Raw genomic sequence first — 25,412 nt, forward strand, 5'->3', positions numbered from 1 at the left:
GATGAACGATTGTATTGAAAGAATCAATAATTATCTGCAGGACGAGAATATAACATACCCGCTCTTTGTGAATGTGGAGAATGTTGCGCAAAAAATGGAAATCCTAGACTATTACGGAGTGGGTGATAATACAATCGTTCATATTGCTAATTTTGCTAAGAAGGATAGCCTGCCTAATGTGATGGGAGTAATTGATGACATAAAACACGCTTCTGGCAATATGTTTGTGTTTGAATTAACCACCTATCTTAAGCTGATTAGCGGATCAGAGCTTCAAAAGACCATGCAGACACTTTGCAATATGAGCATTGCAAAGAAAGCAGTAATTGTATGCTTTCATTGTGATGAGATCTTAAAAAAGATGATCCAAAAGGATTTAAGAGTAGCACAGCGTATTGTTGCAGCTGATTCCACAGTTGATTCTGTAAAACCGCATATCACATTTGTGGCTCAGGAATTTTCTTTTGGTTCAGCGAAAGTTGTGGAAGGCGTGGAGTTCCTTCCTGAGACGATTGAAAATGCTGTTCAACCAGAAATATATATTCGGACAGCTAAAAAGGCATCTGTTTTTGCGAATGGACAGTACGCCATTGCAACGTTGGATACACCGTTGCAGATACTTCAGAATAAATACCCAGAGCTTGGGGGATTTAAATATGATGAAGCCGAAGATTCCTATTGGAGATATCTGTTAAATCTTAGTGAAAACAAGGTCTCGTTCCGAGCAATAGTAATAGCACTTTTCAGTAATGTCAATAACTATGAATATATGCTGCAGGAATGGTATACCTATGAGGACAGAATGCAGTGGTTATTGTTTATTGCGATGAAAGCCTTTCCGGATGCAAAGAACCAAATTATACGAGATGCGGTTTCGTCTTCCAATAAGCATACCGAAGTTATACGTAATTTAATAAGGGCAATTTTGAACTATCCTCAGAACGGAAAAGCTTTTTCTCAGATATATAAGCAGTGGAAGTCCCTGAGATACAGGTTAAATATCCCGGAAGAGGAAGTTGCAGATTATTGTGAGTTCGTGGATCAGAAAGGAAAGGATGCATTGTACTATCTTTCAGATTTGACCAAGATGGAGAAGGAAAAGGCGATTAAACTTATAGGAACATACCAGGCTGATTATGATGATGAAACGTTACTGGGAGTACTTAAGAGTAATTTTCTTGACTTCTATAATTATGTCAGTCCATTTTATTTCGGTAATGATTTGTTGGATTACTACTTTTCTCAATATACAATGCAGAAGCTTCGGAATGTAATATATCCAGAGTTTGAGAAACTTGTTAATACTGAGGTTGAAGAACAGCACTTTGTAGAACTTCCGACTAGGGCAGAAATTGTCGGTGATGCAGATAAGCATAATTCTATTCTATATTTCGTAGATGCACTAGGGGTGGAATTCCTTAACTATATTCTGCAAAAATGTGCTGCGAAAGGCCTGTTTGCTGAACCCAAAGTCGGAAAATGCAATCTTCCTTCTATTACATTAGGAAACAAAGAGTTCGTTGATGCATTTAAAGCGTGTGATGCTGAAATAGTGGATTTCATTAAGAAAATAGACAAAGATAAGCACGAAGCAATTGGCGACTATAATTTTGAAAAATCAGAATATCCAATTCATTTGATTGATGAACTTGCAGAAATTGATAAGGTACTTTCTAATATTTGCAAAAGACTTTCTTCGGATAAGTATGATCAGGCTTATATTATTTCTGACCATGGAGCGAGCCGATTGGCGGTTATCAAAAAGTCTATTTTGCCTATTGAATCAAAAAGGACTGGAACTCACGGGGGAAGAGTTTGTGAGGACAATGAATTAACCAAGAAGCTTTCACATGCAATTCATGAAGGTGGACTTTGCATTTTGGCGGGATATGATCGATTCGATGGTTCACGACCTTCCGCAGTGGAAACTCATGGCGGCGCTACACTTGAGGAGGTTGTAGTTCCTGTTATCAGGATTACAATGGATAATATTGTCTGGGAATTTAAGGTGATGAATGATGAACACAAGGTGCTATTCAGTTACAAAACGCAACCGGTTCTTGTTATCTGGTCTAAGAATGAGCTAAACAATCTTTCTGTGAAAGTTAACGGAAAGATGTATGTAGGGAAACAGGATGCGGATAAGAAAACATTCAGGTTTGAATTGGACAAGCCTGAAAAAGCATGTGACTGTAGCGCTGATATTTATCTTTCGAGCAATTGTGTTAAGCCGGGAGTAAAGTTTAAACTTGAGCGTGAAGGTGTCGAAAAATCACAAAAATTTGAACTTGGTAATATGATGTTTGGAGGAGAAAAGAAGTAATGATAGATAAGTTTAGAGATTGTTTCAACGGAATGATTGTTTATAAAGATCTTAAAAAGAACAATTTCTTTTCAACATTAAGTCTTCCGTCCTTCATGAGAGACTGGCTTCTCGCAGAGTTTCAGAATGAAGATGGGGGGTTTGAACCAGCGCAGATTTCAGAGTTTGTGAAAATATATATCCCAAGAAAAGAAGATTGGACGGCGATTAAGGATAAAATTATTTTTGAACGTAATAAGGTTCAAATCTTAGCAAAAATAACAGTTGATATTGATATTCAGACAAGTGAAATCACATTTACACTTCCTGATTTTGGCTTGACGGATAAGGATACTATTATCGATGATAGCGTATGGGAGCAAGTGAAGGACGAGCTGATTGCTGAACATGAAACTTGGGGAATGATTGAACTTGGATATCGTGCACCTAATGAGTATGATCAGCAGTTCGAAGAAGATAGAGTTAAGAAAGGCAAAAAAGGCAAAATTAAACTCACGAATTTTAAGAATTTCTGCCCGTATACAATTGATCTTGAATATTATAAGGATGTTCGAAATGAGTTTGATATTGATGAATGGATCGATATTTTGCTTGGTGCGATCGATTATAATGCCTCGGGATATAAAAACAAGGAACAAAAACTTGCGATGTTGTCAAGGCTTCTTCCGTTTGTTGAAAAACGTTTAAATATTATCGAATTAGCTCCTAAGGGAACAGGGAAATCATATGTCTTTGGCCATGTTAGCAAATATGGTATGCTGACAGATGGTGGAAAAGTAACAAGAGCAAAAATGTTCTATGATACTTCGCGTAGAAGTCCAGGCTTTATTATTGGCAATGATTTTGTGGTAATAGATGAGGTAAAACTTGTCCAGTTTGGTGATGTAAATGAAATGCGTTCCGTTATGCAGGGCTACATGGAATACGGAACATTTAACATCGGTGGATACGACGGAAAATCCGATGCTGGCGTTGTGTTCCTTGGAAATATTCATCAGGACAATATGGATGAATATACCAATATGTTTACAGAACTTCCAAAACTTTTCCAAGAAAGCGCTCTGCTTGATAGAATTCATGGCTTTATCAAAGGATGGGATATTCCTCGAATGAATGATGACTTGAAGATTTGCGGATGGGCATTGAATTCAGAGTATTTTAGCTCTATTATGCATCATCTACGTGAGGATATAAGTTATCGAGCTGTAGTAGATGCACTGGTGGAATTACCTGATGGAGCGGATACCAGAGATACAGAGGCTGTAAAACGTATTTGTACCGCATACCTCAAGCTATTGTTCCCTAATGTGCGGTCACCTAAGGATATAACAATGCATAATTTTAATTTGTATTGTCTGCGACCGGCGTGCAAGATGAGAGGCATCATTAAGACACAGTTGGGTATACTTGATATTGAATATAGAGGAAAGAGCGTTCCTCAATTTGCAGTAAGGGATTTGTCTAATGAAGATTAAGTGCGTTGTATGTGGAAGAGAGGATTTTGATAAAGACACTATCGGTCTAAACAAGAAGCTTTTGAGCAAGAATATTACAGAATTTTATTGCCTGGATTGCTTGGCAACTTATCTTGACTGTACAGTAGAAGATTTGCAGGATAAAATTGAAGAATTTAAAGAAGAAGGATGTATCCTTTTTAAGTAAACAGAGGTGATCGAATTGATATATGCTGATAATGCAGCTACTACACAACTCTCACAAGAGGCACTGGAAGCTATGCTGCCATTTTTAAAAGCCGAATATGGAAATGCTTCTGAACCGTATTCCTTTGCGCGGTCAGCAAAAAAAGCACTGTTATCAGCTAGAAAAATGATTGCACAGTGTATAAATGCGTTACCTGAAGAAATCTATTTCACCTCAGGTGGAACAGAAAGCGATAACTGGGCGCTGAAGGGTACAATGTTTGTATATGGGGATAATCGGGAGCTTATTACTTCGCGGATAGAGCATCATGCGGTCCTAAATAGTGCTGCAACAATAGAAAAAATGGGTTATCCTGTAGTATATTTGCCAGTAGATGCAGAAGGCGTTGTTCAATCAGACACACTAGAACGATATATTACAAACAGGACCAAGCTGGTTACTGTAATGTTGTCAAACAACGAAATAGGAACTATTCAACCGATAAAGGAACTGGCTAAGATTGCACATACTTATGGGGCGTTATTCCATACAGACGCAGTACAGGCAGTCGGTCATGCTCGCATAGATGTCAAAGAACTTGGAGTAGATATGCTTTCAGCGTCGTCCCATAAATTTAATGGGCCGAAAGGTATAGGTTTTCTGTATATTAAAAAAGGAACAGAAATTGCACCTTACTTTGATGGCGGCGCACAGGAATTTGGTAAAAGAGCAGGAACAGAGAATATTGCGCTTATTGTGGGAATGGCAACCGCATTGTATGAAAATAATCTTACTATTAAGGATAACGAGGTTCATCTTCTTGAAATGGAACAGACTCTATTGCACCATTTAGATGAGGTGGGTATTGACTATATTCGTAACGGTTCAAAGAACTGTATGCCAGGAACACTGAGTCTTTCTTTCAGAGGTTTTGAAGGCGAAATGCTATTACATCGGCTTGATCTTAAAGGAATTTGCGTGTCTACCGGATCTGCATGTGATAGTAAGAATACAAAGATTTCGCATGTTCTGCAGGCAATCGGACTTGAAGAAGAGTATGCGGTAGGAACCATTCGGATATCCTTGGGAAGATTAAACACTACAGTGGAAGTGACTGCAATAGCGGATGCAATTATATCGATAATCAAGTAAATTATTAGTTGGATGGAAGAACATTGTAGACGTTAATAGCATCTGTAAATTTATCCTATCATGGGCAGCAGGGAAATATCGAAATTGGTACAATGATAGAACAAAAGCATGTTGCTAGGCAAATAGGTGATGTGTTTACTAAGCTGACTTGTTCTAAGGTGTTTTTTGAAACACCACAGACCTATAGACAAAGTCCGAGGATTTTGTCATTAAAAGAGCTATAAAGTCTCTTGTTTTTGGGTTTTTATAGCTCTATTCTGATATAATGGGAGTATCAAAGGAAGGCGGGACGTTTCTATGATGACTTAGAATACGGACTCTATATAAACCAAGGGCTGTACGCTCATAGAGAAGCTTTCAGCCCTGCCATTATCATAAAAGATCTGCTTTTACAGAGATTTCTTCACACACTCCATGTCGACAATCCTTGTGCTATAATAAACCAAGGGCCAAAAGCCACAAAGAGCGCCTTCAGCCCCAATATTATCATAGAAGATCTGCTTTTACAGAGATTTCTTCACATACTTTGAGCCAGGAATCACAACATAGGTACAACCCAGCCATCTGTACGCCCCACAGAGTGTGACGCACAGATGGCGGAACGCGATTTTCAATCACATTTTGAACCTATCTATCTAGTAAACCACATGCTTCAAATTGCATCATTGTGCGACTCCTGTCCATTCCCATTCACTTTTCCGGCAAACTCTTTGATATATGGCTTAAAGTTTTTATGTCCTGCGGGCTGCATTGCAAGAGGGATAGCAAAATCGGTTACCGTCATTGCAAAAAACTGGCTGCCGTCTTTAAAGTAAAAAGCCACTTTGCCCATTGCTCCAAATTTTACTTCTTTCAACATGCTGGCGGTGACATGTAAAATAAAATCCGGATCTACTTCCATCTTTGTCATGGACGGGCAGGGAACCGCCATGATATACATCTCACCCTCACGGTAGCGGACGATCAAATTTAGCATATGGAAATATCCGGTCGAGCTCCTGTCATAGCCTTTCATCGTAGATACCGCGTCCTTCGACCCCTGTGCCATCACAATCTCAAAACCAGTTGTTTCCGGAACCGCGCTTTCGGAACCTTCTATAATCGACTGCAGAAGCATCGCATGTTTTCGTTGCGTTTTCTTTTCCGTGACCTTAATAAGCACAAGCGCTAAAATGAGTGGAACACAAAAAAATAGAATCAAATACATGGTTTCGTTCTCCTTTTCTTTATCGCCTTTTTGAAATGAATCCGTCAATCTTTTTCACAATATCATCCACCTGTAAACAAATCATATCTTCTACATGGCGGCTGACATTCTTGTAGCCCACTGGATTTCCTGCATAGCCGAGTGGGAACAGAAGCGGCGTATTTTGAAACTTTGTCCAGTTTTCCTCTGCCATTGTTTCCTGAAAAATAGATGTAAACATATCTTTTTCTCCTCTCACCTTAATAGGTGCGTTCCGTTCGACAGGACACAATAAATATATCACAATTATAGGTATGTCTTGCGGATGATTCATTACATTTTCTTTGAATCGAAGACAAAATTATGGTAAAATTATACCCGTTCAGGCACCCGCAACTAAATGTTACGCATGGGGGTGCTATGTACGGCAAAGTATGACAATTTTACGAACGGATTAGGAGAACGATTATGTTGCGGATGGGTATTTGTGACGATGAGCCTAATATATTGAACTATCTCTCAGCTTTATGTACGAAAATCTTGCCTGAAGCAGCTATTGCAGAGTAGCAAAGCTGAATGTTCAAGAATACAGAATTTGAAGAATATTTTCAATATTATGATTATCCTGTGGAGGAGAATGCTGTGTTGTCCAGGACGCAGTTCTATGATGAATTACAGAACTTGTACAACAGATCTATGGAACGATTTCAGTATTATATGCATCAGCCAGCAGGACAAAAATTGCCTAAAATATTATCTGAATTCAGAGGTTATTTAAATGCGAAAGAATATGCAGAGGCTATTGAATACTTTGCCTTTTGGATGGATCTGATTTGAGTTTTATACTTAATATTTTTCTTTTTATCCCATTCGGTTTTTGTGCCCTATCATAAGCCATGCATATGAACGTGCAAGGGATACATAAAAGCATTGCGCTGGTTGCTTGAATAGCGATAAGAGAAAGCCAGAGCATTGTCGTAAATGCAAAATAAAGGACTGTATTAAAAGACGGATTAATTCCAGATTAGAGAGGAGATTTCTATGGTAATAAAAAGAATAAACCATGATTTTACGGTATGTAAAGTACCGGACTACTCACAGGTTAATATTGAACGTGAATATTGTTTCACTGGAAAAACAGATGAGGAAAAATCCCTGGTGTGCCTAACGGAGTGTGTACCGGGTAATGCCGATGAGCGTGACGATGGCTGGAAAGCCTTCAGAATACAAGGAACTTTGGATTTTTCGCTTATAGGGATATTATCTAAAATATCTACGTTATTGGCAGATAATGAAATTGGAATTTTTGCGATATCAACCTATAATACAGACTATATTTTGATTAAAAAACAAAATTTTGAAAAAGCGATCACTGTATTGTCAGGCGCTGGCTATCAAGTAGTCTGAATACGGCGCCGGTGTAATGAACGATATATGGTAATGATATGAAAAGAGCCGCAGAGCTTTTCTGCACACGATATAATTACCTTATGAAATTCTGTCGGAAAAAGGAAGACTTGTGATGAAATAGGAGCGGTCATCCGGAAAGTTTTCCGGGTGGGTTTTAAAAACGCTGCCACACAGCTATTTGGCATGGGAGTTTTTTCCTGATATCAGGAGCCTTGACGATGCTCTCTATACACAGGATAAAAAAGAAAAACAGAAATTTTGAGGAAAGGAGTGATTTAAAGAGAGCCATGAGGCTCGAAGAAGAGATAACAGAAGACAGAAAAATGAAACGGGAAAGTTGGGGAGGGGTATGGATTTAATAGACAAGAAGATAGAAAAGCTGGAACAGATAACAGACGGTGTCGCTGCGTATAATGCAATTTCTTATATTGAGAAAAGAATCAATGAAGAGAATCGGGAAAAAATTATGGGGCTCTTATGCAGTATGGTGACAAAGGACTGGTTGAATTTCAACGTGGTTTTGCGGTGGAGAGAGTCGCTGCGCTGATGGAGCAGGGGGACGTTCAATACCGTGATTTTTTTATGTCTTGTATCCAGTCTGGGGACAGCAAGGCATACTGGGCAATTGGGGGATACGTCAAAGCCGTTGGCAGAGCGGCCTGTGATGCTCTGATTCCATTTATATTTCATGATGACTTTCCTCTGGAGTGCAAAGCAAATATTATTTTGCAGTTGTCAAAGGCAACCAACAATACATTTGAACAGGGCAAATCTGTGGATCCCGGATTTTGGAAAGAGAGCGATATAGATTATGGAGTGATACGAAACTGGGCAGAACAGGGATTCCCCTGCGGTAACGGATATGCGGAGCCTGTCCGCCATGTTTGCCTGGATTCCCCGGAAACAGCCGAAGAAAAGGTTTATGCAAAAATCGAAAAAAAGCTGGAACAGAAACGGACAAAGGAACAAAATCTGGCTTGTCCCACAAACTGGCTGGTTAAAGCGGAACAAACCGATTTGGAGCAGATTAGCCGGAAATGGCATTTACCTGAAGATTACAGGGACTTTCTTTCGAAGGCTTCTCCTCTTAGGGCGGATTTCAAACTGAGAGGATATCGTGGGCATGTTACGGTATACGGGGCCCATAATCTTATTCAATGTCAGAAGGGCTACAGCTATAATCCAGTTAAAAAAGAGAGTATTGACAGCTGGAAGAAAGAGTATATTGTGATAGCGGACAGAGGAGCCGATCCTTTTTGTATTGATCTGTTGCAGGAAAAATCGCCTGTCTACTTTGCGCTGCATGGTATGGGCAAGTGGGAGTTTTCAGAAGTATTCGGGGATTTTATGGATTTCCTGAAGCACATCACGGTCTGACTATTAGGCATCAACAGCTCAAGACTATAAACTTGGAACGGAACCCATATGCTTATGAGCAGAGTGAACGGAGGTAAACTTATGACCAGGATTAAACGAACACTCACATTGATGTCGCTCTGCCTGCTCCTGCTTCTTTCCGCATGCGGCTGGAACCGTGGCACATCAGTTGTGATTTATGATGATGCGCCCGTCTCGGCAGCGCCGTTGGACTGGGTGAACGGCCGTATTGCCAAGGGGAGACGTAAGGCATCAGTCATTACTTCTTCATTCAATATACATGATGATTACCACCAATACTATTTATTGGAATTGGCAGATGGTACTTTTATTTTGACGCAGATTCCGCAGAACGATGTTTTTGATTTGGAGCGGGGAAATAAGGTCCTTTTGCCAATCGGCCGAAAAGCGAATGTTTCAAGCGCCGCCAGAAAATACCTGTCGGAAATTTGAGAAAAATATGGGGACCTCAATGGACGGTGTGTTTTACGCCTTCGACAACAAATGGTATGAAAAACATTACTTGGCGCTGTTCTTCTTGTGATTTTGGGTTGCCGCCGTGGTGTTCTTTTTGTTAGCCATTGCCATGGTGACGGCTGGATATAGGGGGGGGATTCGGGAGGAGACATTGTTGAATAAAATGCTCCGGCGTGATAACATGGACTTGGTCTTCAAAATATTCAACGATGTTCAGAAAAGTATTATGGAACTGCGAAATATTTATGCATCGGGAAGACGTTTCAGCTTAGCGTTATGCTGCAGAGGGCCTGGGAGGCAAAGAAAAATGAAAATTATAAAGCCAGGGGAGTGATGATATTACGCTTCCAGTAACAAAAACGTTTGAACTGGTCGATAAGGAAAAATGCTGCTATATATTGGTATCCGGCACAGAAGTGATATTTGAAGGGAATCGATGAATTCTGGGTGAGTATGAATCAGTATCGGTAGGAGATAGAAGTCCTGCAGAGGGAAGGGGAAAATGATAGAACCAACGAAAAAAGATTGGAAACTTTATAGAGAAAAGATATCTGGGTGGCAGGAAGCTTATATGGAAAGACTTATTAAGCAATATTCGGAGTTTTTATCTGAGGATTTGCCGGCATCAACGAAATTCTGGGAATTAGAAAAGAGAATTCATAATGATAAAAGAAGACCGGGCGTATGTATTGATTTAAAAAGATCCACAATGGTTTGGGATATCATCTCTCTAATTAATGACGGTTTAATAAATGTTGATGCTCTTGAAGAATTCAGTGATGAATTGAAAGATGTTGTAAGGTTTATATTAGAAAGGCAGCCAAGCTCTTTTTAGAATTGAAATAGGACACTGTTTCGGGACAAAAAGGCAATGATATGTTAGCCTGACTATTACATGTAGAAACCATTGTTTTATTGGAGCAAAATATGTTTATTCCAGAATATCTAATGGTTTCATATATCAGGCCATTTGGACATGAATGTTTTTCAACCCCTTGACCGTGTCGTTTTACCAAGTATGGATCAGGAAGTAAATGCAGCATTTGAAAAAATAATTTCAGTCTTGCCGGAAAAATAGCTCATTGTTTCGTCCGATTCCAGCTCGGGAGCATATTAGGAAGAAACAATCAAATCATAGCGTATGCTTTCCATGAATTTACTGGTCCGCGCAAAAACAATTAATTAAATTACGGTTCATAAACGAAGAAAAGGAGCGAAACTATTATGACACAGGGATATTTGACACAGGAATCAAAACGCGCAAATGAGGCTACAAAGAAAATATTTTCCAGAGTAGGCATTGCATATGTCGTCCTTATCGCGATTCTTTATTTTCTTATGAGGGATTCCTTTGATTTAAATGACCCATCCTACCGGGAAATATTTTCTATTTTGAAAATTCTTACCGTGGTTGTTTTTCTTGCGCTGGCCGTAAGGTTATTCAGAGCAAGCCGGATTGCTACGAATGGAGAAAATCTGATTCTGCCTTTTGAAGAAGGTACAAAACAAGCGGTGGGACAAATTATCGACCAGGAGGCATTGGAAGGTAAAATCCAGGTGGAGGAATACATATACGAGATCGAAGAAGGAAAGAAACCTCACGGAGAAAAGATTGTACTGACGCCCTCTTATCTGCTGCTATGCGGGGACAGAATGAAGGTGACGGCAATTCCGCGTGATAAGATTTATTGGATCTGTGCCCAGGTTGGCCAAAAGGGCGGCCCCTTTATTGTGCGGATTCTGATTTTCACTGAAAAGAAGATTTTCAATATGACCGGAGTCGATATCGAACACGTAGAGCGCATTGCTGAGAAGATACATCAATACATGCCTGACATTTTCAGCGATTATGATCCTTTTTTCTTGTCTTATGAATTAGAAAAACTTTATGCCAAAAACCGTGAGGAGTTTTTGGTGTTCTATGAGAAGGAAAAAAGAAAGCATGAAACAATACAGTGAGACATGAAGCAAACTATTACCAGTTAATGGAATGAGGAAAACGACGATTCTTCGGTGTTTTGTGATAAAAAGACAGATGGGAACGCTGAGAAATTTACACGGTTACTTAGAGAACCGATAGGGAACCAGTCTGGAAAGGCATTTGGTTAAAAAAACTAACTACCTGGATATGATTTACTGAAAGCTGTCGATTATGAAAATGCCGCCGTGACTTCTTTTCTGCCGCCGGGTGTATCAAGGTTATCCTTGCAGGAATCCTAAAAGGGCTGTGCCGGAGGCGGTAAGGATTGGGCAAGAGGAGCTTTACCTTGTGATGCGTGTAATGATGCAGCTCAGATAGTTAGTGAAAATAAATCATTTTTATAGTCAGAAATTTCAACTTAAATGTTGCAGGGGGTAAAATATGGAGCAGATTATAAATTATCAAGATATGTCTTCCGAACAAAGGCGTTCAGCTTTGTATGCATTAGACTCAATCGGTTTTCATCCTGCCCACGGAAAGATAAAAACGATGCAGAATATAATGGACAAGTCAGTTGAGGATAAGATGCCACAGTTCTATTTTGTTTTTAGGGACAAGGAACTGATAGGCTATTTGTTCCTTATCGGTGATGAGAAAAAATTTCGTGCATTTCCGTGGATTGCCATTGATAATCTTGACGAATTGCCGATGAGAATTGTTGAACCGTTAGCCGATATCGCAATTAAGGCATGGAATAATGAGGAAGGTATTATTGTTAATGCTGATGGCAGTCACACGGAAAAGAAATTAATTGCGCTGAACTATAAACAGCGATTAGAGAATTATAAATGTGGGATTGGACGTCGAAATGAACGTGAAACCCGCTGACAATTCCGGTTTGCGGAGCTGGAAAAATTTCATTTGATTTGATTTGCTCCATGAACCTGTGCCGGAGGCTGAGAATATCCGCAAATACCCGTAAATACCTGGCAGCAGGCCAGATTGAGCAGGTGACCCGTGGCGGTAAGCCATTTCCGGAGGCTGGATTCAATTATATATGCTAATATAGATAAAGGCTGTAATGACAAAGTGTTCAAAAGTCATGGCAGCCTTTCTTTTTACGTTTTTTCATACTATAAATAATTTCTAATTAAAAAAAAATAGGGGAACAATGTCTTTTTAGAACAGGAGATGAAAAGAATCATACAAAATAGCTGGTATCGTGACACGGCTGGATTCTTAGGTTAGTTATGCTATAGGAAGACAGAGGGCTATGCTTGTATGTGTCTGGAGTTCACGGAGACGGAGGCATCCATTATGACGGCAAAGCTTAGAGCCATCAAGAGCCATTCTTCAAATGAACTTCACGGACACAGGGATTTGGTTAGGGTATGATATACATGGAAAAATGTAATAAAACAGAGAAGTAAAAGAATGGTCCGGACAATACTTATAATGTTGAGGAAAAAGAGGCACACCATGAAGCAAAGGGACAAAGGAACAAAGGAGTAAAGGAACTAAGGAGTAAAGGAGCAATGAAACAAAGTCCTCCAGGACTGGAATCAAAGAGCGTAAGTTGCACAATAAGACAGGAACGGAATCGTCGCTTATAAGTCCATCCTATTTAGAATAAACCAAAACAGAACATTTGTTCTGTTTTGCTATTGCACTCTTCATCGCGGTCCTGTATAATAGGATCAGAAACAGGAAGGAGCATTTACGTGATACGGTTATTTGAGTTTCGGGATTTAGATAAAATAATGGAGATCTGGCTGGAGGGAAACCTGCAGGCCCATGCATTTATAGGGGAAGAGCACTGGAAGCAGAACTATGAATCAGTTAAATCGGTTCTGCCTAATGCGGAAGTTTATGTATGTGAGGAAGCGGGGGAGATCTTGGGATTCATTGGGATGGATGCCGACTATATTGCCGGATTATTTGTAAAAGAGGAGTATCAGGGCAGGGGCATCGGCCGTCTGTTGATTGAGACTGTAAAGCGGAAACAGCGCCTGTCATTACATGTATATGAAAGAAACTCCGGAGCGGTGGCATTTTACCGGGCGGCGGGTTTCAAGATTCAACAAAGCATGACGGAAAAAGAGACAGGCGAGAAAGAATACCTGATGGTCTATGGAGAATCTGAATAGAGGCCTGTTTGGAAAATTGTAGTAAATGAATGGTCACCTGTGGCGGAGAGTCGGGACCAGAGGCCAGAATCTGTGATTTGCATGGATTTTAAACACAATGCAGCAATGTGTGGAATACGATGTCCCTTTCTGGTTTAAACAGGCCGGAGCGAACTTCAAAAAGGGAAATCGTTTGTATTGCATTGAGCGCAAGGATCAGATGAGCCAGGCCGCGAAGGCTGGAGTCAATTATAGATGTTAAGATAGGTATAGGAAATATAGGTATAGGAAATATGGGCAGGATCGGATACAACCCTGGAAGATTTACTTCTTGGCTTTTACAAACCGATATTGCTTTTCAAACGAATTCAGGATACGATAGTTACGTTCAGGTGCAGACAAATTAGAATTTAACGAGGAGGTGCTGGATATGGAATATGGTCCCAATCCCAATGCAATTTATCCGAATGAAGCAATTAAAAGTGTATGCTTTATTAAAAATGTAATCACACGGCCGAATATAATCATAGGCGATTATACTTATTATGATGATATAAATGGTGCGGAAAAATTTGAAGAGCGTGTAACTCATCACTACGAATTTCTCGGTGATAAACTCATAATCGGTAAGTTTTGTGCCATTGCAAAGGGTGTTGAATTTGTAATGAACGGGGCAAATCACAGAATGAAAAGCATTACCACATACCCATTTAATATTATGGGGGCCGGTTGGGAGAAATGCACCCCTGCACTTGATGATTTACCCATAAAAGGAGATACCGTTATTGGTAATGATGTGTGGATTGGGCAAAATGTTACGGTTATGCCCGGAGTTCACATTGGTGATGGGGCAATCATCGCCGCCAATTCTGTTGTAGCAAAAGATATCCCTGCGTATCATATTGCAGGCGGAAATCCGGCCCGAATAATCCGAAAACGATTTGATGATGAACTTATTTCATATTTGAAGGAATTAAAATGGTGGGACTGGCCACCTGAGAAATTATTTATCAATCTTGAGGTTTTATGCAGCGGCAATCTGGAACAGATACGACACATTTCCGAATGATTAAATCTCGGTTTGTCCAGCTTAAAACGGAAGCTGCAGAGGTCACAAACGGGAAATGATGGAGGAAAATTAATTGTGTAAAGAATATATGATTCCGGCATGTTCCGGAATAAAAATTGATGTCGGGCAAGGCCAAACTATAACAGTGATTGACATTGAAGGCGGCCAGGTAGTGGATTTTTTTGCAGAGGTAAATGGAAACGCAGATGAATTTCTTTCAACCGGAGTAACGATTGACTGCAACGAATCTTTGAAACTGAACATCGGTGATGTTATCTATACAAATTTATACCGGCCTATGATGAAGATACTTTCTGATGATGTTGGAGAACATGATTTGTTCCATCCATGCTGCCGACCGGAGATGTATGATTTTTTCTATCACAATGGAAAAGGGCATCCCAACTGCCTGGATAATATAAATAAGGCACTTGAAGAACACCGTACTATTATCACACCGGTCAATTTGTTCATGCACACGAGAATTAACACCGACGGCAGTATTTCAGTGGAAAAACCGATGTCTAAAGCGGGTGACAAGATTGTGTTGGAAGCACAAATGGATATCCGGTTAGGGATTGCCGCATGCAGTGTTTCTGAAAGCAAGTGCAACAGCGGAACATGTTCTTCTGTTAAAGTTGTCATAGATTAATCAGCTCCTGGTCTGCGGAACCGGAAAACATAAAACATATATTTGCAAAGGAGAATGCAGTATGGAAAAGTTAATGTACATGATGATGATCGAGAAAACCAAGACCTATAATAAGCTGACCGGGAAAGTAGTTACAGAACATGTTGAGAACATAAGAAAGCTGGACGACGAGGGAAAGCTGGAATTCTGCGGTGTGTTTAAGGGGTATCCGGGGATGGCGGGCATGTATATTCTGAAAACAGATAGCCGTGAGGAGGCGGAAGAACTTTGCAGTAGGGAACCTCTGGTTACCGGAGGATATGCAACCTATAAATTAGTTGCTTTGCAGGCCGCGAATCGGGAAAATAACTATCTGCTAAAATCATGAAGGAAATAAATACAGAAAACAAAGCAGATTTGATTTTGAAGAGGAGAACAGATGATAACAGGATACTATTGTACCAATATTTTTTCTGAGCGGGCGCAAGAACTTATTGAGTTCTATAGGGATATATTAGAAATTCCTTTTATTAAGACTGATGTGGACGAATCAAATGGAGTTTATCTTGGCTTTATAGAAAATGCCCCCACTCTTTGTATATGGGATTGCAAAGCATTCAACGCACAACCAACCGGATATCAATCATTTGTTTTTCAAACAGAAGATCTCGATACAACAATGATATGTTTAAAGGAAAAAGGAGTTACACTATCAGATCCTATTAGATATGACTGGGGTACTTACGAAGTCCGTTTAAAAGACCTTGATGAAAACGAGGTAGTGATAGTTGAGTACACATAATCACAAATTTCAGTTTAATTTGATAATAAACTATGCCTTATCCGCATAGTCACTCTATCACTGTCAAACACAAACGAAATCGATTGCCGAAATGCTGCAAATCGGGTAACAAAAGGATTTTGAAGAGCGTCTGAAAGAAGATGAAGATTATTTAGATGAATATGTATTCTGGCTATATTATTCTGTAGTACAAGATGACAGTTTGTTAATAGGCGGATACGAGGGAGATGCCACTGATTTGTTGAGGGGAAAAATAGGAATTTAGAACAGAACGGGCAGAAGCACGGCTTTGTACACCTTTGACGGCGAAAGCCAACCCGTCGATGTGAAAGAATGGAAGACCGGGGGAACTGTGATGGCAAATATAAAAGCAGAAATCAAGATGGATGATTTGGAAAAAATTGATATCAGGGTAGGAACGATAGAATTGGTCGGGGACATACCTAAATCAGATAAGCTGGTAAAAATGACTGTGGATTTTGGAACATTTAAAAGGACAATTCTTGTTGGATTGAAAAAAGAAAGAGAAAACCCAAAAGAAGTAGAGGGGAAACAGGCATTGTTTGTTGTCAATCTGGCACCGAGAGAAATGTTCGGTGTTATATCACACGGGATGCTGTGGGATATAGGGTATGAGGACGGAATAATCCCGGTTCTGGCGATGCCGGAAAAACCTGTGCCAAACGGAACAAGAGTCGGGTAATATACGGGAAAGAACCGGATAAGATTAAGGAGATTTTAGTTTACCGGCCCGGAGGGAAACCTTCTTGAAATCGGAATCACGAGTGAAACGTAAATGGAAGTTACAAGGGGATGAGCGGTATAAAACCGTCCATCCCCTTCTAAAATCCACAAATCATGGCATCAAACTTAAAATCAGCCTCATCATCTCTGGCGGCATTTCAAAACACTATCGAATCGATTTGCCCAGCCAATCCTCTATGGATTGTTTTTTTTCTTCCGAAAAATCCCGGTAAACCTCGTCCTTCAGCCATGCCAGATTTTTGTTGGACAGATAATTACGCATCTGATCTTCCGCTTCGTGCATAACAACTTTAATCAGGCAGGGTTTGCTGCAGTTGCAGGCATCATTTGCGTCGGCCAGAATATTATTTTGCCTGATTTCTGCGCACTGGAACATATAAGAAGGACCTTCAATTGCTTCAACAATCTCCCAAAATGAAATGTTCTGAGCGCGTTTGGCAAGCTCATATCCGCCCTTCGCTCCCTGGATGGATCGAACAATACCGGCTTTCCGCAGTTTTGTAAAAATCTTAGAGAGATACGTTTCGGATAACTGGTTTAGTTCAGCAAGCTCTTTGATTCCGATTGTTGTGCCTACAGGCATATCAATCATATAAAAAAGCGAGTGAAAAGCATACTCCACACCCTGGCTTAATTGCATAAAATCACTCCTTTACAGATAATCTATATCTATTATAGCACGATATTTTTTTAGTATCAATTGACTTTTCAATATTAGTATGATATAGTTATATTACGGATAACATATATCTGTAATATACTTAATTGGAGGACTTTATGTTTAATGAATCATTTTTAGAAGTGTTAAAGCACGAGGGCGTTGTTTCCGTAACATCCTGGTCAGATGAGAATACGCATGTTGCCAACACCTGGAACAGTTATCTGCACATTACATCAGATAACCGAATCCTGATTCCAGCCGCCTGGTTTAATAGAACACAAAAAAATGTTGATGTCCAGAACAAAGTTATCATCACCTTAGGCAGTCACGAGGTACAGGGTAAAATGGGTATGGGCACGGGCTTTGTTGTAGACGGAACAGCTAAGTTCCTCACGGAGGGCGCCGATTTTGACATGATGAAAGAAAAGTATTCCTTCCTTACTCGTGTTTTGGAAATAACACCTGAAAAAGTTAGACAAACAATATAAATATAGGCAAAAAATAACCGTTGTGGCAGGAGTCAGCGCAGCGGTTATTTTATTGTGTGGCAATGAAAATGTGTGGCAATGAAAAGTTCGCGAAGCGTGCTTTTCGTTGTTGCCAATTTTTAAAACCGGCGATGCTGACGACCGTCCATATCCCGATCTCGGAGCTTGGAAAGCAGACAGCCAAGATCCTGATCGACAGGATAGAATGCGGGCACACCTTGCCGGTAAAGCTGGAACTGCCGTTGTCCCTTTCGAAAAGGGACAGTTGCGCGGTATGCAGCCGCCTGCATTTAAAATCTAAAAATTGTTAAAATGATGCTCTTGAGTTCTTGCTCAAGGGCTTTATTTTTGCAGGAGCTGTTGGCAGAACCGTTTTTTGTATCGCGGTTTAAGGTATTCCTGGGCAATATTTATCAGATCGTCAAGCCTGGATTTCTATGATATAATTTGAATATATCTATATGAAATCGGGGCGGACTATGGTTGTGACCGCAATCTGCCCCCGCTTCATATGGGAAAGGACCGGATGGTTGTATACAGGAGATAAAGTATGGCGGGGTATAATTTTTACGAGATTTTTCAACCAATGGAATTTCAGAATTTTGCCCGGGATATGGTACAAAAACGGGAGGGAATTACTTTTGAGACTTTTGCAGGCGGACCGGATCAGGGGATAGACGGAAGATGTGTCCTGAAGGATGGAAGCGTAATCATTCTCCAGGCCAAATGGGGGCGCATTACCAGTGGAACGATATTAAAGATAGCTAAAGCAGAAAAGGGAAAACTGGACAGGCTGGCAGAGCAGGGAGTCAAGATCTGCCGTTATATTCTGGTGCTTTCCGATGATATTGGAGTGAAGAAAAAGACACATGTTATGGAACTGTTTTCCCCATATATCGTAACGCCGCAGGATATAGTAACCGGAGCGGATTTGAATAATGATTTGAGCAGTGGAGACGTAAAATACCGGGCTGTTGAGGAAAAATATCCCAAGCTTTGGATACAAAACGCGAATACGCTAAGACGTACACTTCATGAAGTGGTACATAGTCCATTGGTGGAACGATCCAGGATCAATCTTGAGGAAGCCATTGAAAAGGCAAAATTTTTTGTAGAGACAGACGTTTATGAGGAGGCAATAAGGAAACTGGAGCGCAGCCGAACCTTAATTATATCAGGAGCGCCGGGGGTTGGTAAAACAACTCTGGCGAATCAGACAGCGCTGTATTACTATACTAAGTTTAAATTTCAGTCCTTTATTTATGCAGCATCGGTGGATGATCTGTATATTGCGGAGAGCGCCGATTCTAAAAAGGTGATCGTTTTTGATGATTTTTGGGGAGATACCGGTTTTGATACTTTTGGGAATGGAAAAAGAACGAAAGATTTGATTTCATTTATTGAACATATTCAAAAGAAAAAAGACTGTATCCTGATTATCACTACCCGGGAATATATTTTGGAACAGGGACTGAAGAAGAATGAGGAATTCAGGAGGCTGGTAGAGAATTATAAACTTGACTGCCGTGTCGAGCAGTATTCCAATCCAGATAAGCTGAGGATTTATTATGGACATTTAAAGAACGCGTCCCTGACTTGGATTCAGGTGAAACGGCTTAGCGGCGCCGGTCCTGAAATTATAAAATCACCTAATTATAATCCGCGGGTGATTGAAACATTTGTTGGAACGATTACTCCGGATATGACGCCCGATGATTGTGTGAAGGAGTTCTTTCAATATCTGAACTGTCCAATGGATTTCTGGAAAAAAATATTTGAAGAATTGTCCCAGGAGGCGAAGGTTCTATACCTCTTAATGGCAATTATGCCGCTTCCTTTGGAGTGGATGATCCTGGAAAAATGTTATTTTGCGGTGCTTAAGGCATATGACAAATTTTTAGAGTGGAAGGGGTTTACCGAAGTCGTCGTGGAACTTGAAAAGACGGTCATTCGAACCGACTTGTATAATCAGGATTCCGGAGCATTGTATGCAATTACTTTTCAAAATCCATCCGTCAAGGATTTTATTCAAGATATAATCAGGGGAAATATAGAAAAATATGGACCAATTTTGTTACAGAGCTGTATTTATTATACTCAGTGTATTGAATTCTTGAAACTTTTGAAGGGGATGAAAAATGCAGATGCCTGGTATCATGAGGTGATGAACAAAGCAATTATGCTGTTGGATTCTGATTCCATCATTTTCTATGACAGATATAAGGAGATTCTACAGCTTAATAATGAGATGAAACGTTATTTTCAGACATTCAGAACAGAACAGACAGGAGCGGAGCAGAGTTTTGGCCGTTGGCTGCAATTATTTATGCTTTATGACAGGAAAAAATGCCCGGCGCTGAATCCCTGGTTTGAAGAGAGCTTTTTTTCGCTTGTTCAGAGCATGGAGCAGTATCCGGAGTCTGTCCTTAGTGAAGATTTAGAGTTTTTTCCCGATGTTGCCGTTCAGATGATAGAGATGGGAATCTGCAGGGACAGGGAGTGGCTGATCGATATTTACATGGATAGTCTGATGCGAAACAGGATGGAGTTGGAGGGCGGAGCATTCGAACAGAGCTGCAGAAATGAATGGGATCGGTACATCGAGATTAACAAAGAGAAAATTTCGGCGTACCTGCAAAAGCTATATGGTGCGGAATTGTGCCTGGCGGCCGTTAAAAAAGATGAGGGAGAATTTTCTGATTGGGAGATTCAATGCGAAGATGCATATCATGACTTTGGTCTGGAGCTGCCGGAGGCTTTACTGGCTAAAATCCAAAAGTATGACCTGTGGCTGACGCAGGAAACCGAAAACGGTTGTGAGTATGAAGACAATGAGGATAAAACCGATGAACGTCCCAAACGTCCTGAATGGACGGTAAACGAGATTAAGCAGGAGTTCGAGGATGGATATCTGGATGTAATTCTGCCCACAAGGGTGGAGGATCCGGCGGAATGGCTTCGAAGCCGTGAAATACCGGCTCAAATAAAAGAGGTTATGACGGCCAGAGAGCTGACCTGGAATAAATATTGGTCTTCCTTTATGGATGAGGAAGAATCATTGGATTTCATGATTGGCTTTATTCAGCGGAACGGAAAATTACCGGTGGATATTCTGACGGCATCGTGCGCGGTTGTGCAGTTTATTGCTAAACAGTGTAAGGTATCGAAAGAAGTGTTGGAAAATTTCTTAACCCCAATGGCTTTATCCGGCAATGAGGAAGGGATTTTTTCACAGAGTGAGCTGGAGCAATTGTTTCCGGAGCTCATTCTGTGGGATGACAAAGTGATTCGGGAACTGGAGAAAATTCATGTTTTAGTGCATCGTCAAAAGTGGTATTATCTTTCGAACCGCATTCCCGCGCTTAGTTTCCATATTGAACGTCTGCGTGCTCTGCCTCCGGAAATGTTGGGAACATATTTTTATTATATACTTCTGGAGGAAGAAGAGGCGCTGAAATCAGTGCCAACACAGCCGGGAGATTTAATGGAGCTGATTGAAACAGGAAAACGATGGTTGAATTCTTCTCAACAGGAGAGAGAATTTATTTCCCTGCTCTATCAATTGAATCCGGATGTGTTTCTAGACCGGGTCATGGTACCGCTGGCCAAGCATATGCATGATAAATTGCATGCAGATACGGAGGAAGAGATTGCCGCAAACCTGGTGGATTTTTTTGATATAGAAGCCACCTTTGCGATGGATGGAACATGGACCGGAGGTTCCGGAAGTTTAGAAAAATATTTTTGGATATCGGAGATAATCTTTGATGAAGATTTCCTGGATGTTTTCCCGGATGAACTGACGGAGGAACAGATGAGGACGTTGACGGATATTGCCGGCATGGACGAGGGGGAGTGGGAAATCAGCGTAATACAATTGAAGGAGAAAGGTTTATTAAGGTATTTTGGAATCTATGACAAAATGCTTACTATCTGGAACAATATATGCAAATTGATTGCGGAGGAGATAAGTGATGACCGGAAAAATAGGGCAGGCGACGGGAGAAAGAGGTAAGAGAGAAACGCTTAAAGAACGTCTGCTGTATGCGGTGGGAAAATACTCTGACTACAGCAGATATGAAGACAAGCTTGACAATGTGGAAGAAGAGTATGATGAAACCCTGGAACTATACAATTTTGACATATGGTTTAATAGTTCCGAGGGAACGATCCGGGATAAGGCGGCGGAGTTGTTACGGGTTACGGCCGAGCTGTTCAGAGATCTTAAGAGTAACGCGGCTCGTGAACTTTTTTATGTGATGCGTGAGATCATTGAAACGGACAAGGAGAGTCAGGAAGAAATTTGTGGGATTGTGATTCCGAAGGAGCTGTTTACGGAAGATGAGTTTTTTGAGATGTTATCTAAGTGGGCAGAGTATGAATATGGTCAGAATGAGGCGCTGGAGGCTTACTTGCAGGTACTGAAGGAGTGGGAATGGGGGCGGGAATGATTGATACCGCCCGATAGAATATTGATATCCCCCCAGGCCGTCATTTTTACTGCTATTTTTTATCATATACGGTCAATGGACAAGAAGACGCATTTATGGTAAAATATGGTTAGCTGAAACTAACTGTTGCTGTAACAACAAATCTTCGATAGAAAGGACGAGTATAAATATGGCGCCAAATCTTGGAGTTGTACAGGAAACCATGCTGATCCCCCTGGTAATTAAGGCCAATGAAACGCTTCGCAGCAAAGCCAGAATCAGGGACGGGAAAGCGGTTGAGATTATAAACAGGCTGCAGATAGAGACGGAAAAGTATGATAAATTCATGAGCCATGAGGGGGTCGTGGCCAGGACCATCATGTTTGACCGGGAGGTGAAATCATTTTTAGAAAAATACCCCAATGCGGTTTGCGTGAATCTGGGCTGCGGCCTGGATGCCCGGTTTTACCGTGTCGACAATGGAAAACTCCTCTGGTATGACATCGATCTTCCCGATGCGATGGAGGTCAGAAAGCAGTTCTTTCCGGAGGAGGAGAGGGTGCGCCGGATTGCGGCCTCTATTTTGGAGACAGATTGGACGGAGGCTGTAGAGAAGGGGAGACCTGTAATTTTTATCATTGAGGGGGTGCTGATGTATTTCAGCCGGGAGCAGGTAAAAACATTGCTTTCTATCCTTGCAGATGCCTTTCCTCAATATGTTCTGCTGGCGGAACTGATGCCGCCGATTGCCGTAAAGCAGGCGAAACACCACGATACCCTTAAAAGCACCAAAGCTACCTTCCGGTGGGGAACAAAGACGGGAAAGGAGCTGGAAACGCTGTGCCCGGGTCTGAGCCTGCTGCGGGAGAACAGCTTTAATGATGTCATGAAGACATTTACGTTTTTAGGCTGGCTGTTCGGCACACTGCCGAAAATAAGGGATTGTAATGACAGGCTGGCCGTATTCCGGTATAAAAAACCGGACAGATAACCGTATAAACCAGATGAAAAATTAAATAGCGTGCATGTATACATATTATTTGAATACGTTAACTATAGATGAAATAACGGCGGAAAGAATGAGGTGTATTCATGCACAGGGCACTGGATGAAAATTATATTGATTTGCTGATTGACAATGTGATAGCAGACAATCTCAGACGTGATTATGATATTACAAGGATCAATGAAAGATACTCCATTTTACACTCACCCAGAGAAATGCTTGATATGTGTTACCTGGGTTTTCATCCATACCATATATTTCCGACCATTTATACATTGTGCTCCGATATTGCGCTGGAGAGTTCGGGGGTATATTCTATCCAAAGCAATCCATACTTCGATCTTTTTGGAAAAGGCGTTTTAGTAGGATTTATTGATACGGGAATTAATTATCAGCACCGGGCATTTTTAAATCCCGACGGTTCGTCGAGAATCTTATCCATTTGGGATCAGAATATAGAAAACGACGGAATCAGTTCCGAGGTACCATTTGGCTCAGAATATGATAATCGAATGATCAATATTGCCCTAATGGACAGTGATCCGCTTTCAATCGTACCAAGTATTGACGAAATCGGGCATGGAACCATGTTAGCCGGAATTGCTGCCGGCAGTAATGATGAAAGTCAGGAATTCAGAGGGGTGGCTCCTCAGGCAGAGCTTGTAGTTGTTAAGCTTGCCCAGGCAAAATATTATAATCGCGCTATGTTTAATATTTCCGACACCGTCATCTGCTATCCGGAAACCAATATTCTCATAGGCATTGAGTATATTAAAAACCTTGCGGACAGACTGAAACGTCCGGTTGTGATTTGTGTGGGAGTGGGTTCAAGCCAGGGCGGACACGATGCAGACAGTGCCTTGTCGTTATACTTGAACGGCCTGGCTTCAATTCCACGAACCGCCGTCTGTGTGGCGGCCGGAAACGAGGGGAACAAAGGCAGGCATTACAGCGGAAATATTCCGAATGGACAATCTTACAATGAATTTGAGCTGAGAGTGGATGAGCTTGATAAAAATTTTTCGATGGAGATTTGGCAAAGATCGCCTGACAAACTTGATATTAGAATCTTTTCACCCACCGGTGAGCAGACGGCGCTGGTGCGGCCGCAATTCGGCCAATGCATTGAACATGATTTTATTTTCAGTGATACCAAGGTTTACATCAATAATATCATAGCGGAAGAAGAAAACGGTGAGCAATTGATATTGATTCGGTTTTCAAATGCAATGAGCGGTATCTGGAAGATGCAGGTCCTTAAAACTGAAAATATTATATCCGAGTTTAATGCGTGGCTGCCGTCCGGGAATATTATTTCCGACAGAACGTATTTCCTCACACCGGATCCTTATACGACAATTACATCTCCCGGTAATGCCCGTAATCCGGTTACTGTGACGGCGTATAATCAAAATAATAACGGTATTTTAATCGGTTCCAGCAGAGGATATGCTGTATTTGGAGGAATTAAACCAGATATTGCGGCTCCGGGGTTTGAGCTTAAGTGTCCCAATCTGTCGGATGCTTACGGCAGCGCCACCGGTACCGGAGCTGCCGCAGCCCATACCGCGGGAATCATAGCTTTAATACTGGAATGGAATGTTTTAAAGGGACACTATACGACAATATCAGGCAGAGATATTAACAGGCTGCTCATCCGGGGAGCAATAAGGGAGGACAATATGGAATATCCCAACAGGACCTGGGGATATGGCAGAATTGATATTCTGGGTCTGTTCCGGGGGCTGGTTTAGGTACTGGTTTGGTAAATCATTGGACATTAAGCCGGGAAAGTTTTAAAATAAAGGTGCAGCAAAGAGGGAAATGTAAAATCTTTGCCGCACCTGTTGTTTTTGGCGGAGATGAATCTTTGTGGGAGGTTTTAGTGCGGATGAATTAAGAAACCGCGGAAAGATTCCACTGCCTGTCTGTTATTTCATCAGGTAA

25 protein-coding genes and 1 pseudogene are annotated in these 25,412 nt (G+C 41.0%); 23 read left to right on the plus strand and 3 right to left on the minus strand.

The genetic code is table 11. The features are described from left to right. The first annotated feature begins 1 nt into the window (after position 1). The 3 genes from pglZ (at position 2) to QZT18_RS00080 (ending at position 5,116) form a co-directional block, all read left to right on the plus strand. A complete protein-coding gene (gene pglZ, locus QZT18_RS00070; protein ID WP_294143443.1) occupies positions 2 to 2,323 on the plus strand; it encodes a BREX-4 system phosphatase PglZ in 2,322 nt (773 codons plus the stop codon). Further along, positions 2,323 to 3,798, plus strand: coding sequence for a BREX system Lon protease-like protein BrxL (gene brxL, locus QZT18_RS00075; RefSeq protein WP_294143444.1), 1,476 nt, complete (start codon positions 2,323 to 2,325; stop codon positions 3,796 to 3,798). The genes pglZ and brxL overlap by 1 nt, the downstream gene beginning before the upstream one ends. A gap of 193 nt (positions 3,799 to 3,991) precedes the next feature. After that, positions 3,992 to 5,116, plus strand: coding sequence for a cysteine desulfurase family protein (locus tag QZT18_RS00080; RefSeq protein ID WP_294143445.1), 1,125 nt, complete (start codon positions 3,992 to 3,994; stop codon positions 5,114 to 5,116). A 652-nt stretch (positions 5,117 to 5,768) separates the two neighbouring features. On the opposite strand, the gene QZT18_RS00085 is transcribed toward QZT18_RS00080, so the two are convergent. Together QZT18_RS00085 and QZT18_RS00090 are read right to left on the minus strand one after the other, a co-directional pair. Continuing rightward, positions 5,769 to 6,323, minus strand: a complete 555-nt coding sequence (locus QZT18_RS00085; protein ID WP_294143446.1) for a hypothetical protein — start codon at positions 6,321 to 6,323, stop codon at positions 5,769 to 5,771. Between the two features lie 19 nt (positions 6,324 to 6,342). Then, positions 6,343 to 6,543 carry a hypothetical protein gene (locus tag QZT18_RS00090; RefSeq protein ID WP_294143447.1) on the minus strand — a complete coding sequence of 67 codons (201 nt, stop codon included), beginning with the start codon at positions 6,541 to 6,543 and terminating at the stop codon, positions 6,343 to 6,345. Between the two features lie 335 nt (positions 6,544 to 6,878). On the opposite strand from QZT18_RS00090, the gene QZT18_RS00095 reads away from it, so the two are divergent. The 15 genes and pseudogenes from QZT18_RS00095 to QZT18_RS00170 all read left to right on the plus strand — a co-directional run bounded on the left by QZT18_RS00095 (position 6,879) and on the right by QZT18_RS00170 (position 16,818). After that, positions 6,879 to 7,139 (plus strand): hypothetical protein, encoded by a 261-nt coding sequence (locus QZT18_RS00095; RefSeq protein ID WP_294143448.1) that lies wholly within the window; start codon positions 6,879 to 6,881, stop codon positions 7,137 to 7,139. Between the two features lie 204 nt (positions 7,140 to 7,343). Beyond that, entirely contained in the window at positions 7,344 to 7,709 is a 366-nt protein-coding gene (locus QZT18_RS00100) for an ACT domain-containing protein (protein ID WP_294143449.1), read from the plus strand. 352 nt (positions 7,710 to 8,061) lie between these two features. Next, on the plus strand, positions 8,062 to 8,259 hold the full coding sequence (locus tag QZT18_RS00105) for a hypothetical protein (protein ID WP_294143450.1): 198 nt from the start codon (positions 8,062 to 8,064) through the stop codon (positions 8,257 to 8,259). Next, positions 8,238 to 9,089 (plus strand): SMI1/KNR4 family protein, encoded by an 852-nt coding sequence (locus tag QZT18_RS00110; protein ID WP_294143451.1) that lies wholly within the window; start codon positions 8,238 to 8,240, stop codon positions 9,087 to 9,089. The genes QZT18_RS00105 and QZT18_RS00110 overlap by 22 nt, the downstream gene beginning before the upstream one ends. Positions 9,090 to 9,170: 81 nt before the next feature. After that, the gene (locus tag QZT18_RS00115) at positions 9,171 to 9,542 is read left to right on the plus strand and encodes a hypothetical protein (RefSeq protein ID WP_294143452.1); all 372 of its coding nucleotides are present in this window, start codon (positions 9,171 to 9,173) and stop codon (positions 9,540 to 9,542) included. A gap of 216 nt (positions 9,543 to 9,758) precedes the next feature. Further along, positions 9,759 to 9,920 (plus strand): annotated as a pseudogene (locus tag QZT18_RS00120) (hypothetical protein); the annotation flags it as partial. Between the two features lie 148 nt (positions 9,921 to 10,068). Continuing rightward, positions 10,069 to 10,401, plus strand: coding sequence for a multidrug transporter (locus QZT18_RS00125; RefSeq protein ID WP_294143453.1), 333 nt, complete (start codon positions 10,069 to 10,071; stop codon positions 10,399 to 10,401). A 389-nt stretch (positions 10,402 to 10,790) separates the two neighbouring features. Beyond that, complete coding sequence (locus tag QZT18_RS00130; protein ID WP_294143454.1) at positions 10,791 to 11,525, plus strand: hypothetical protein; 735 nt, start codon at positions 10,791 to 10,793, stop codon at positions 11,523 to 11,525. A gap of 403 nt (positions 11,526 to 11,928) precedes the next feature. After that, positions 11,929 to 12,375, plus strand: coding sequence for a hypothetical protein (locus QZT18_RS00135; protein ID WP_294143455.1), 447 nt, complete (start codon positions 11,929 to 11,931; stop codon positions 12,373 to 12,375). An 833-nt stretch (positions 12,376 to 13,208) separates the two neighbouring features. After that, the gene (locus QZT18_RS00140) at positions 13,209 to 13,634 is read left to right on the plus strand and encodes a GNAT family N-acetyltransferase (protein WP_294143456.1); all 426 of its coding nucleotides are present in this window, start codon (positions 13,209 to 13,211) and stop codon (positions 13,632 to 13,634) included. A gap of 409 nt (positions 13,635 to 14,043) precedes the next feature. Further along, entirely contained in the window at positions 14,044 to 14,682 is a 639-nt protein-coding gene (locus QZT18_RS00150; protein ID WP_294143457.1) for a Vat family streptogramin A O-acetyltransferase, read from the plus strand. A gap of 73 nt (positions 14,683 to 14,755) precedes the next feature. Next, on the plus strand, positions 14,756 to 15,334 hold the full coding sequence (locus tag QZT18_RS00155; RefSeq protein WP_294143458.1) for an urea carboxylase-associated family protein: 579 nt from the start codon (positions 14,756 to 14,758) through the stop codon (positions 15,332 to 15,334). 61 nt (positions 15,335 to 15,395) lie between these two features. Continuing rightward, positions 15,396 to 15,701 carry a YciI family protein gene (locus QZT18_RS00160; RefSeq protein WP_294143459.1) on the plus strand — a complete coding sequence of 102 codons (306 nt, stop codon included), beginning with the start codon at positions 15,396 to 15,398 and terminating at the stop codon, positions 15,699 to 15,701. Positions 15,702 to 15,752: 51 nt separating this feature from the next. Beyond that, positions 15,753 to 16,115 carry a VOC family protein gene (locus QZT18_RS00165; RefSeq protein WP_294143460.1) on the plus strand — a complete coding sequence of 121 codons (363 nt, stop codon included), beginning with the start codon at positions 15,753 to 15,755 and terminating at the stop codon, positions 16,113 to 16,115. A gap of 355 nt (positions 16,116 to 16,470) precedes the next feature. Then, entirely contained in the window at positions 16,471 to 16,818 is a 348-nt protein-coding gene (locus tag QZT18_RS00170; RefSeq protein WP_294143461.1) for a tRNA-binding protein, read from the plus strand. A 207-nt stretch (positions 16,819 to 17,025) separates the two neighbouring features. On the opposite strand, the gene QZT18_RS00175 is transcribed toward QZT18_RS00170, so the two are convergent. Beyond that, positions 17,026 to 17,520 (minus strand): Rrf2 family transcriptional regulator, encoded by a 495-nt coding sequence (locus QZT18_RS00175; protein ID WP_294143462.1) that lies wholly within the window; start codon positions 17,518 to 17,520, stop codon positions 17,026 to 17,028. A gap of 137 nt (positions 17,521 to 17,657) precedes the next feature. On the opposite strand from QZT18_RS00175, the gene QZT18_RS00180 reads away from it, so the two are divergent. The 5 genes from QZT18_RS00180 (at position 17,658) to QZT18_RS00205 (ending at position 25,219) form a co-directional block, all read left to right on the plus strand. Continuing rightward, positions 17,658 to 18,029, plus strand: coding sequence for a pyridoxamine 5'-phosphate oxidase family protein (locus tag QZT18_RS00180; RefSeq protein WP_294143463.1), 372 nt, complete (start codon positions 17,658 to 17,660; stop codon positions 18,027 to 18,029). 550 nt (positions 18,030 to 18,579) lie between these two features. Next, complete coding sequence (locus QZT18_RS00190) at positions 18,580 to 22,044, plus strand: ATP-binding protein (protein ID WP_294143464.1); 3,465 nt, start codon at positions 18,580 to 18,582, stop codon at positions 22,042 to 22,044. Further along, entirely contained in the window at positions 22,004 to 22,480 is a 477-nt protein-coding gene (locus tag QZT18_RS00195; RefSeq protein ID WP_294143465.1) for a hypothetical protein, read from the plus strand. Before QZT18_RS00190 ends, QZT18_RS00195 begins: the two co-directional genes overlap by 41 nt. A gap of 169 nt (positions 22,481 to 22,649) precedes the next feature. After that, positions 22,650 to 23,450, plus strand: a complete 801-nt coding sequence (locus QZT18_RS00200) for a class I SAM-dependent methyltransferase (RefSeq protein WP_294143466.1) — start codon at positions 22,650 to 22,652, stop codon at positions 23,448 to 23,450. A gap of 101 nt (positions 23,451 to 23,551) precedes the next feature. Next, a complete protein-coding gene (locus QZT18_RS00205) occupies positions 23,552 to 25,219 on the plus strand; it encodes a S8 family peptidase (RefSeq protein WP_294143467.1) in 1,668 nt (555 codons plus the stop codon). The last annotated feature ends 193 nt before the right edge of the window (positions 25,220 to 25,412 follow it).

The organism is uncultured Clostridium sp. (assembly GCF_900547735.1).
GTDB lineage: Bacteria > Bacillota > Clostridia > Lachnospirales > Lachnospiraceae > Otoolea.

Coding starts and splice junctions, on each gene's coding strand:
- pglZ (WP_294143443.1), top strand. CDS start 2: ATGAACGATTGTATTGAAAGAATCAATAATTATCTGCAGGACGAGAAT.
- brxL (WP_294143444.1), top strand. CDS start 2,323: ATGATAGATAAGTTTAGAGATTGTTTCAACGGAATGATTGTTTATAAA.
- QZT18_RS00085 (WP_294143446.1), bottom strand. CDS start 6,323: ATGTATTTGATTCTATTTTTTTGTGTTCCACTCATTTTAGCGCTTGTG.
- QZT18_RS00090 (WP_294143447.1), bottom strand. CDS start 6,543: ATGTTTACATCTATTTTTCAGGAAACAATGGCAGAGGAAAACTGGACA.
- QZT18_RS00095 (WP_294143448.1), top strand. CDS start 6,879: ATGTTCAAGAATACAGAATTTGAAGAATATTTTCAATATTATGATTAT.
- QZT18_RS00100 (WP_294143449.1), top strand. CDS start 7,344: ATGGTAATAAAAAGAATAAACCATGATTTTACGGTATGTAAAGTACCG.
- QZT18_RS00105 (WP_294143450.1), top strand. CDS start 8,062: ATGGATTTAATAGACAAGAAGATAGAAAAGCTGGAACAGATAACAGAC.
- QZT18_RS00115 (WP_294143452.1), top strand. CDS start 9,171: ATGACCAGGATTAAACGAACACTCACATTGATGTCGCTCTGCCTGCTC.
- QZT18_RS00125 (WP_294143453.1), top strand. CDS start 10,069: ATGATAGAACCAACGAAAAAAGATTGGAAACTTTATAGAGAAAAGATA.
- QZT18_RS00130 (WP_294143454.1), top strand. CDS start 10,791: ATGACACAGGGATATTTGACACAGGAATCAAAACGCGCAAATGAGGCT.
- QZT18_RS00135 (WP_294143455.1), top strand. CDS start 11,929: ATGGAGCAGATTATAAATTATCAAGATATGTCTTCCGAACAAAGGCGT.
- QZT18_RS00150 (WP_294143457.1), top strand. CDS start 14,044: ATGGAATATGGTCCCAATCCCAATGCAATTTATCCGAATGAAGCAATT.
- QZT18_RS00160 (WP_294143459.1), top strand. CDS start 15,396: ATGGAAAAGTTAATGTACATGATGATGATCGAGAAAACCAAGACCTAT.
- QZT18_RS00165 (WP_294143460.1), top strand. CDS start 15,753: ATGATAACAGGATACTATTGTACCAATATTTTTTCTGAGCGGGCGCAA.
- QZT18_RS00170 (WP_294143461.1), top strand. CDS start 16,471: ATGGCAAATATAAAAGCAGAAATCAAGATGGATGATTTGGAAAAAATT.
- QZT18_RS00175 (WP_294143462.1), bottom strand. CDS start 17,520: ATGCAATTAAGCCAGGGTGTGGAGTATGCTTTTCACTCGCTTTTTTAT.
- QZT18_RS00180 (WP_294143463.1), top strand. CDS start 17,658: ATGTTTAATGAATCATTTTTAGAAGTGTTAAAGCACGAGGGCGTTGTT.
- QZT18_RS00190 (WP_294143464.1), top strand. CDS start 18,580: ATGGCGGGGTATAATTTTTACGAGATTTTTCAACCAATGGAATTTCAG.
- QZT18_RS00195 (WP_294143465.1), top strand. CDS start 22,004: ATGACCGGAAAAATAGGGCAGGCGACGGGAGAAAGAGGTAAGAGAGAA.
- QZT18_RS00200 (WP_294143466.1), top strand. CDS start 22,650: ATGGCGCCAAATCTTGGAGTTGTACAGGAAACCATGCTGATCCCCCTG.
- QZT18_RS00205 (WP_294143467.1), top strand. CDS start 23,552: ATGCACAGGGCACTGGATGAAAATTATATTGATTTGCTGATTGACAAT.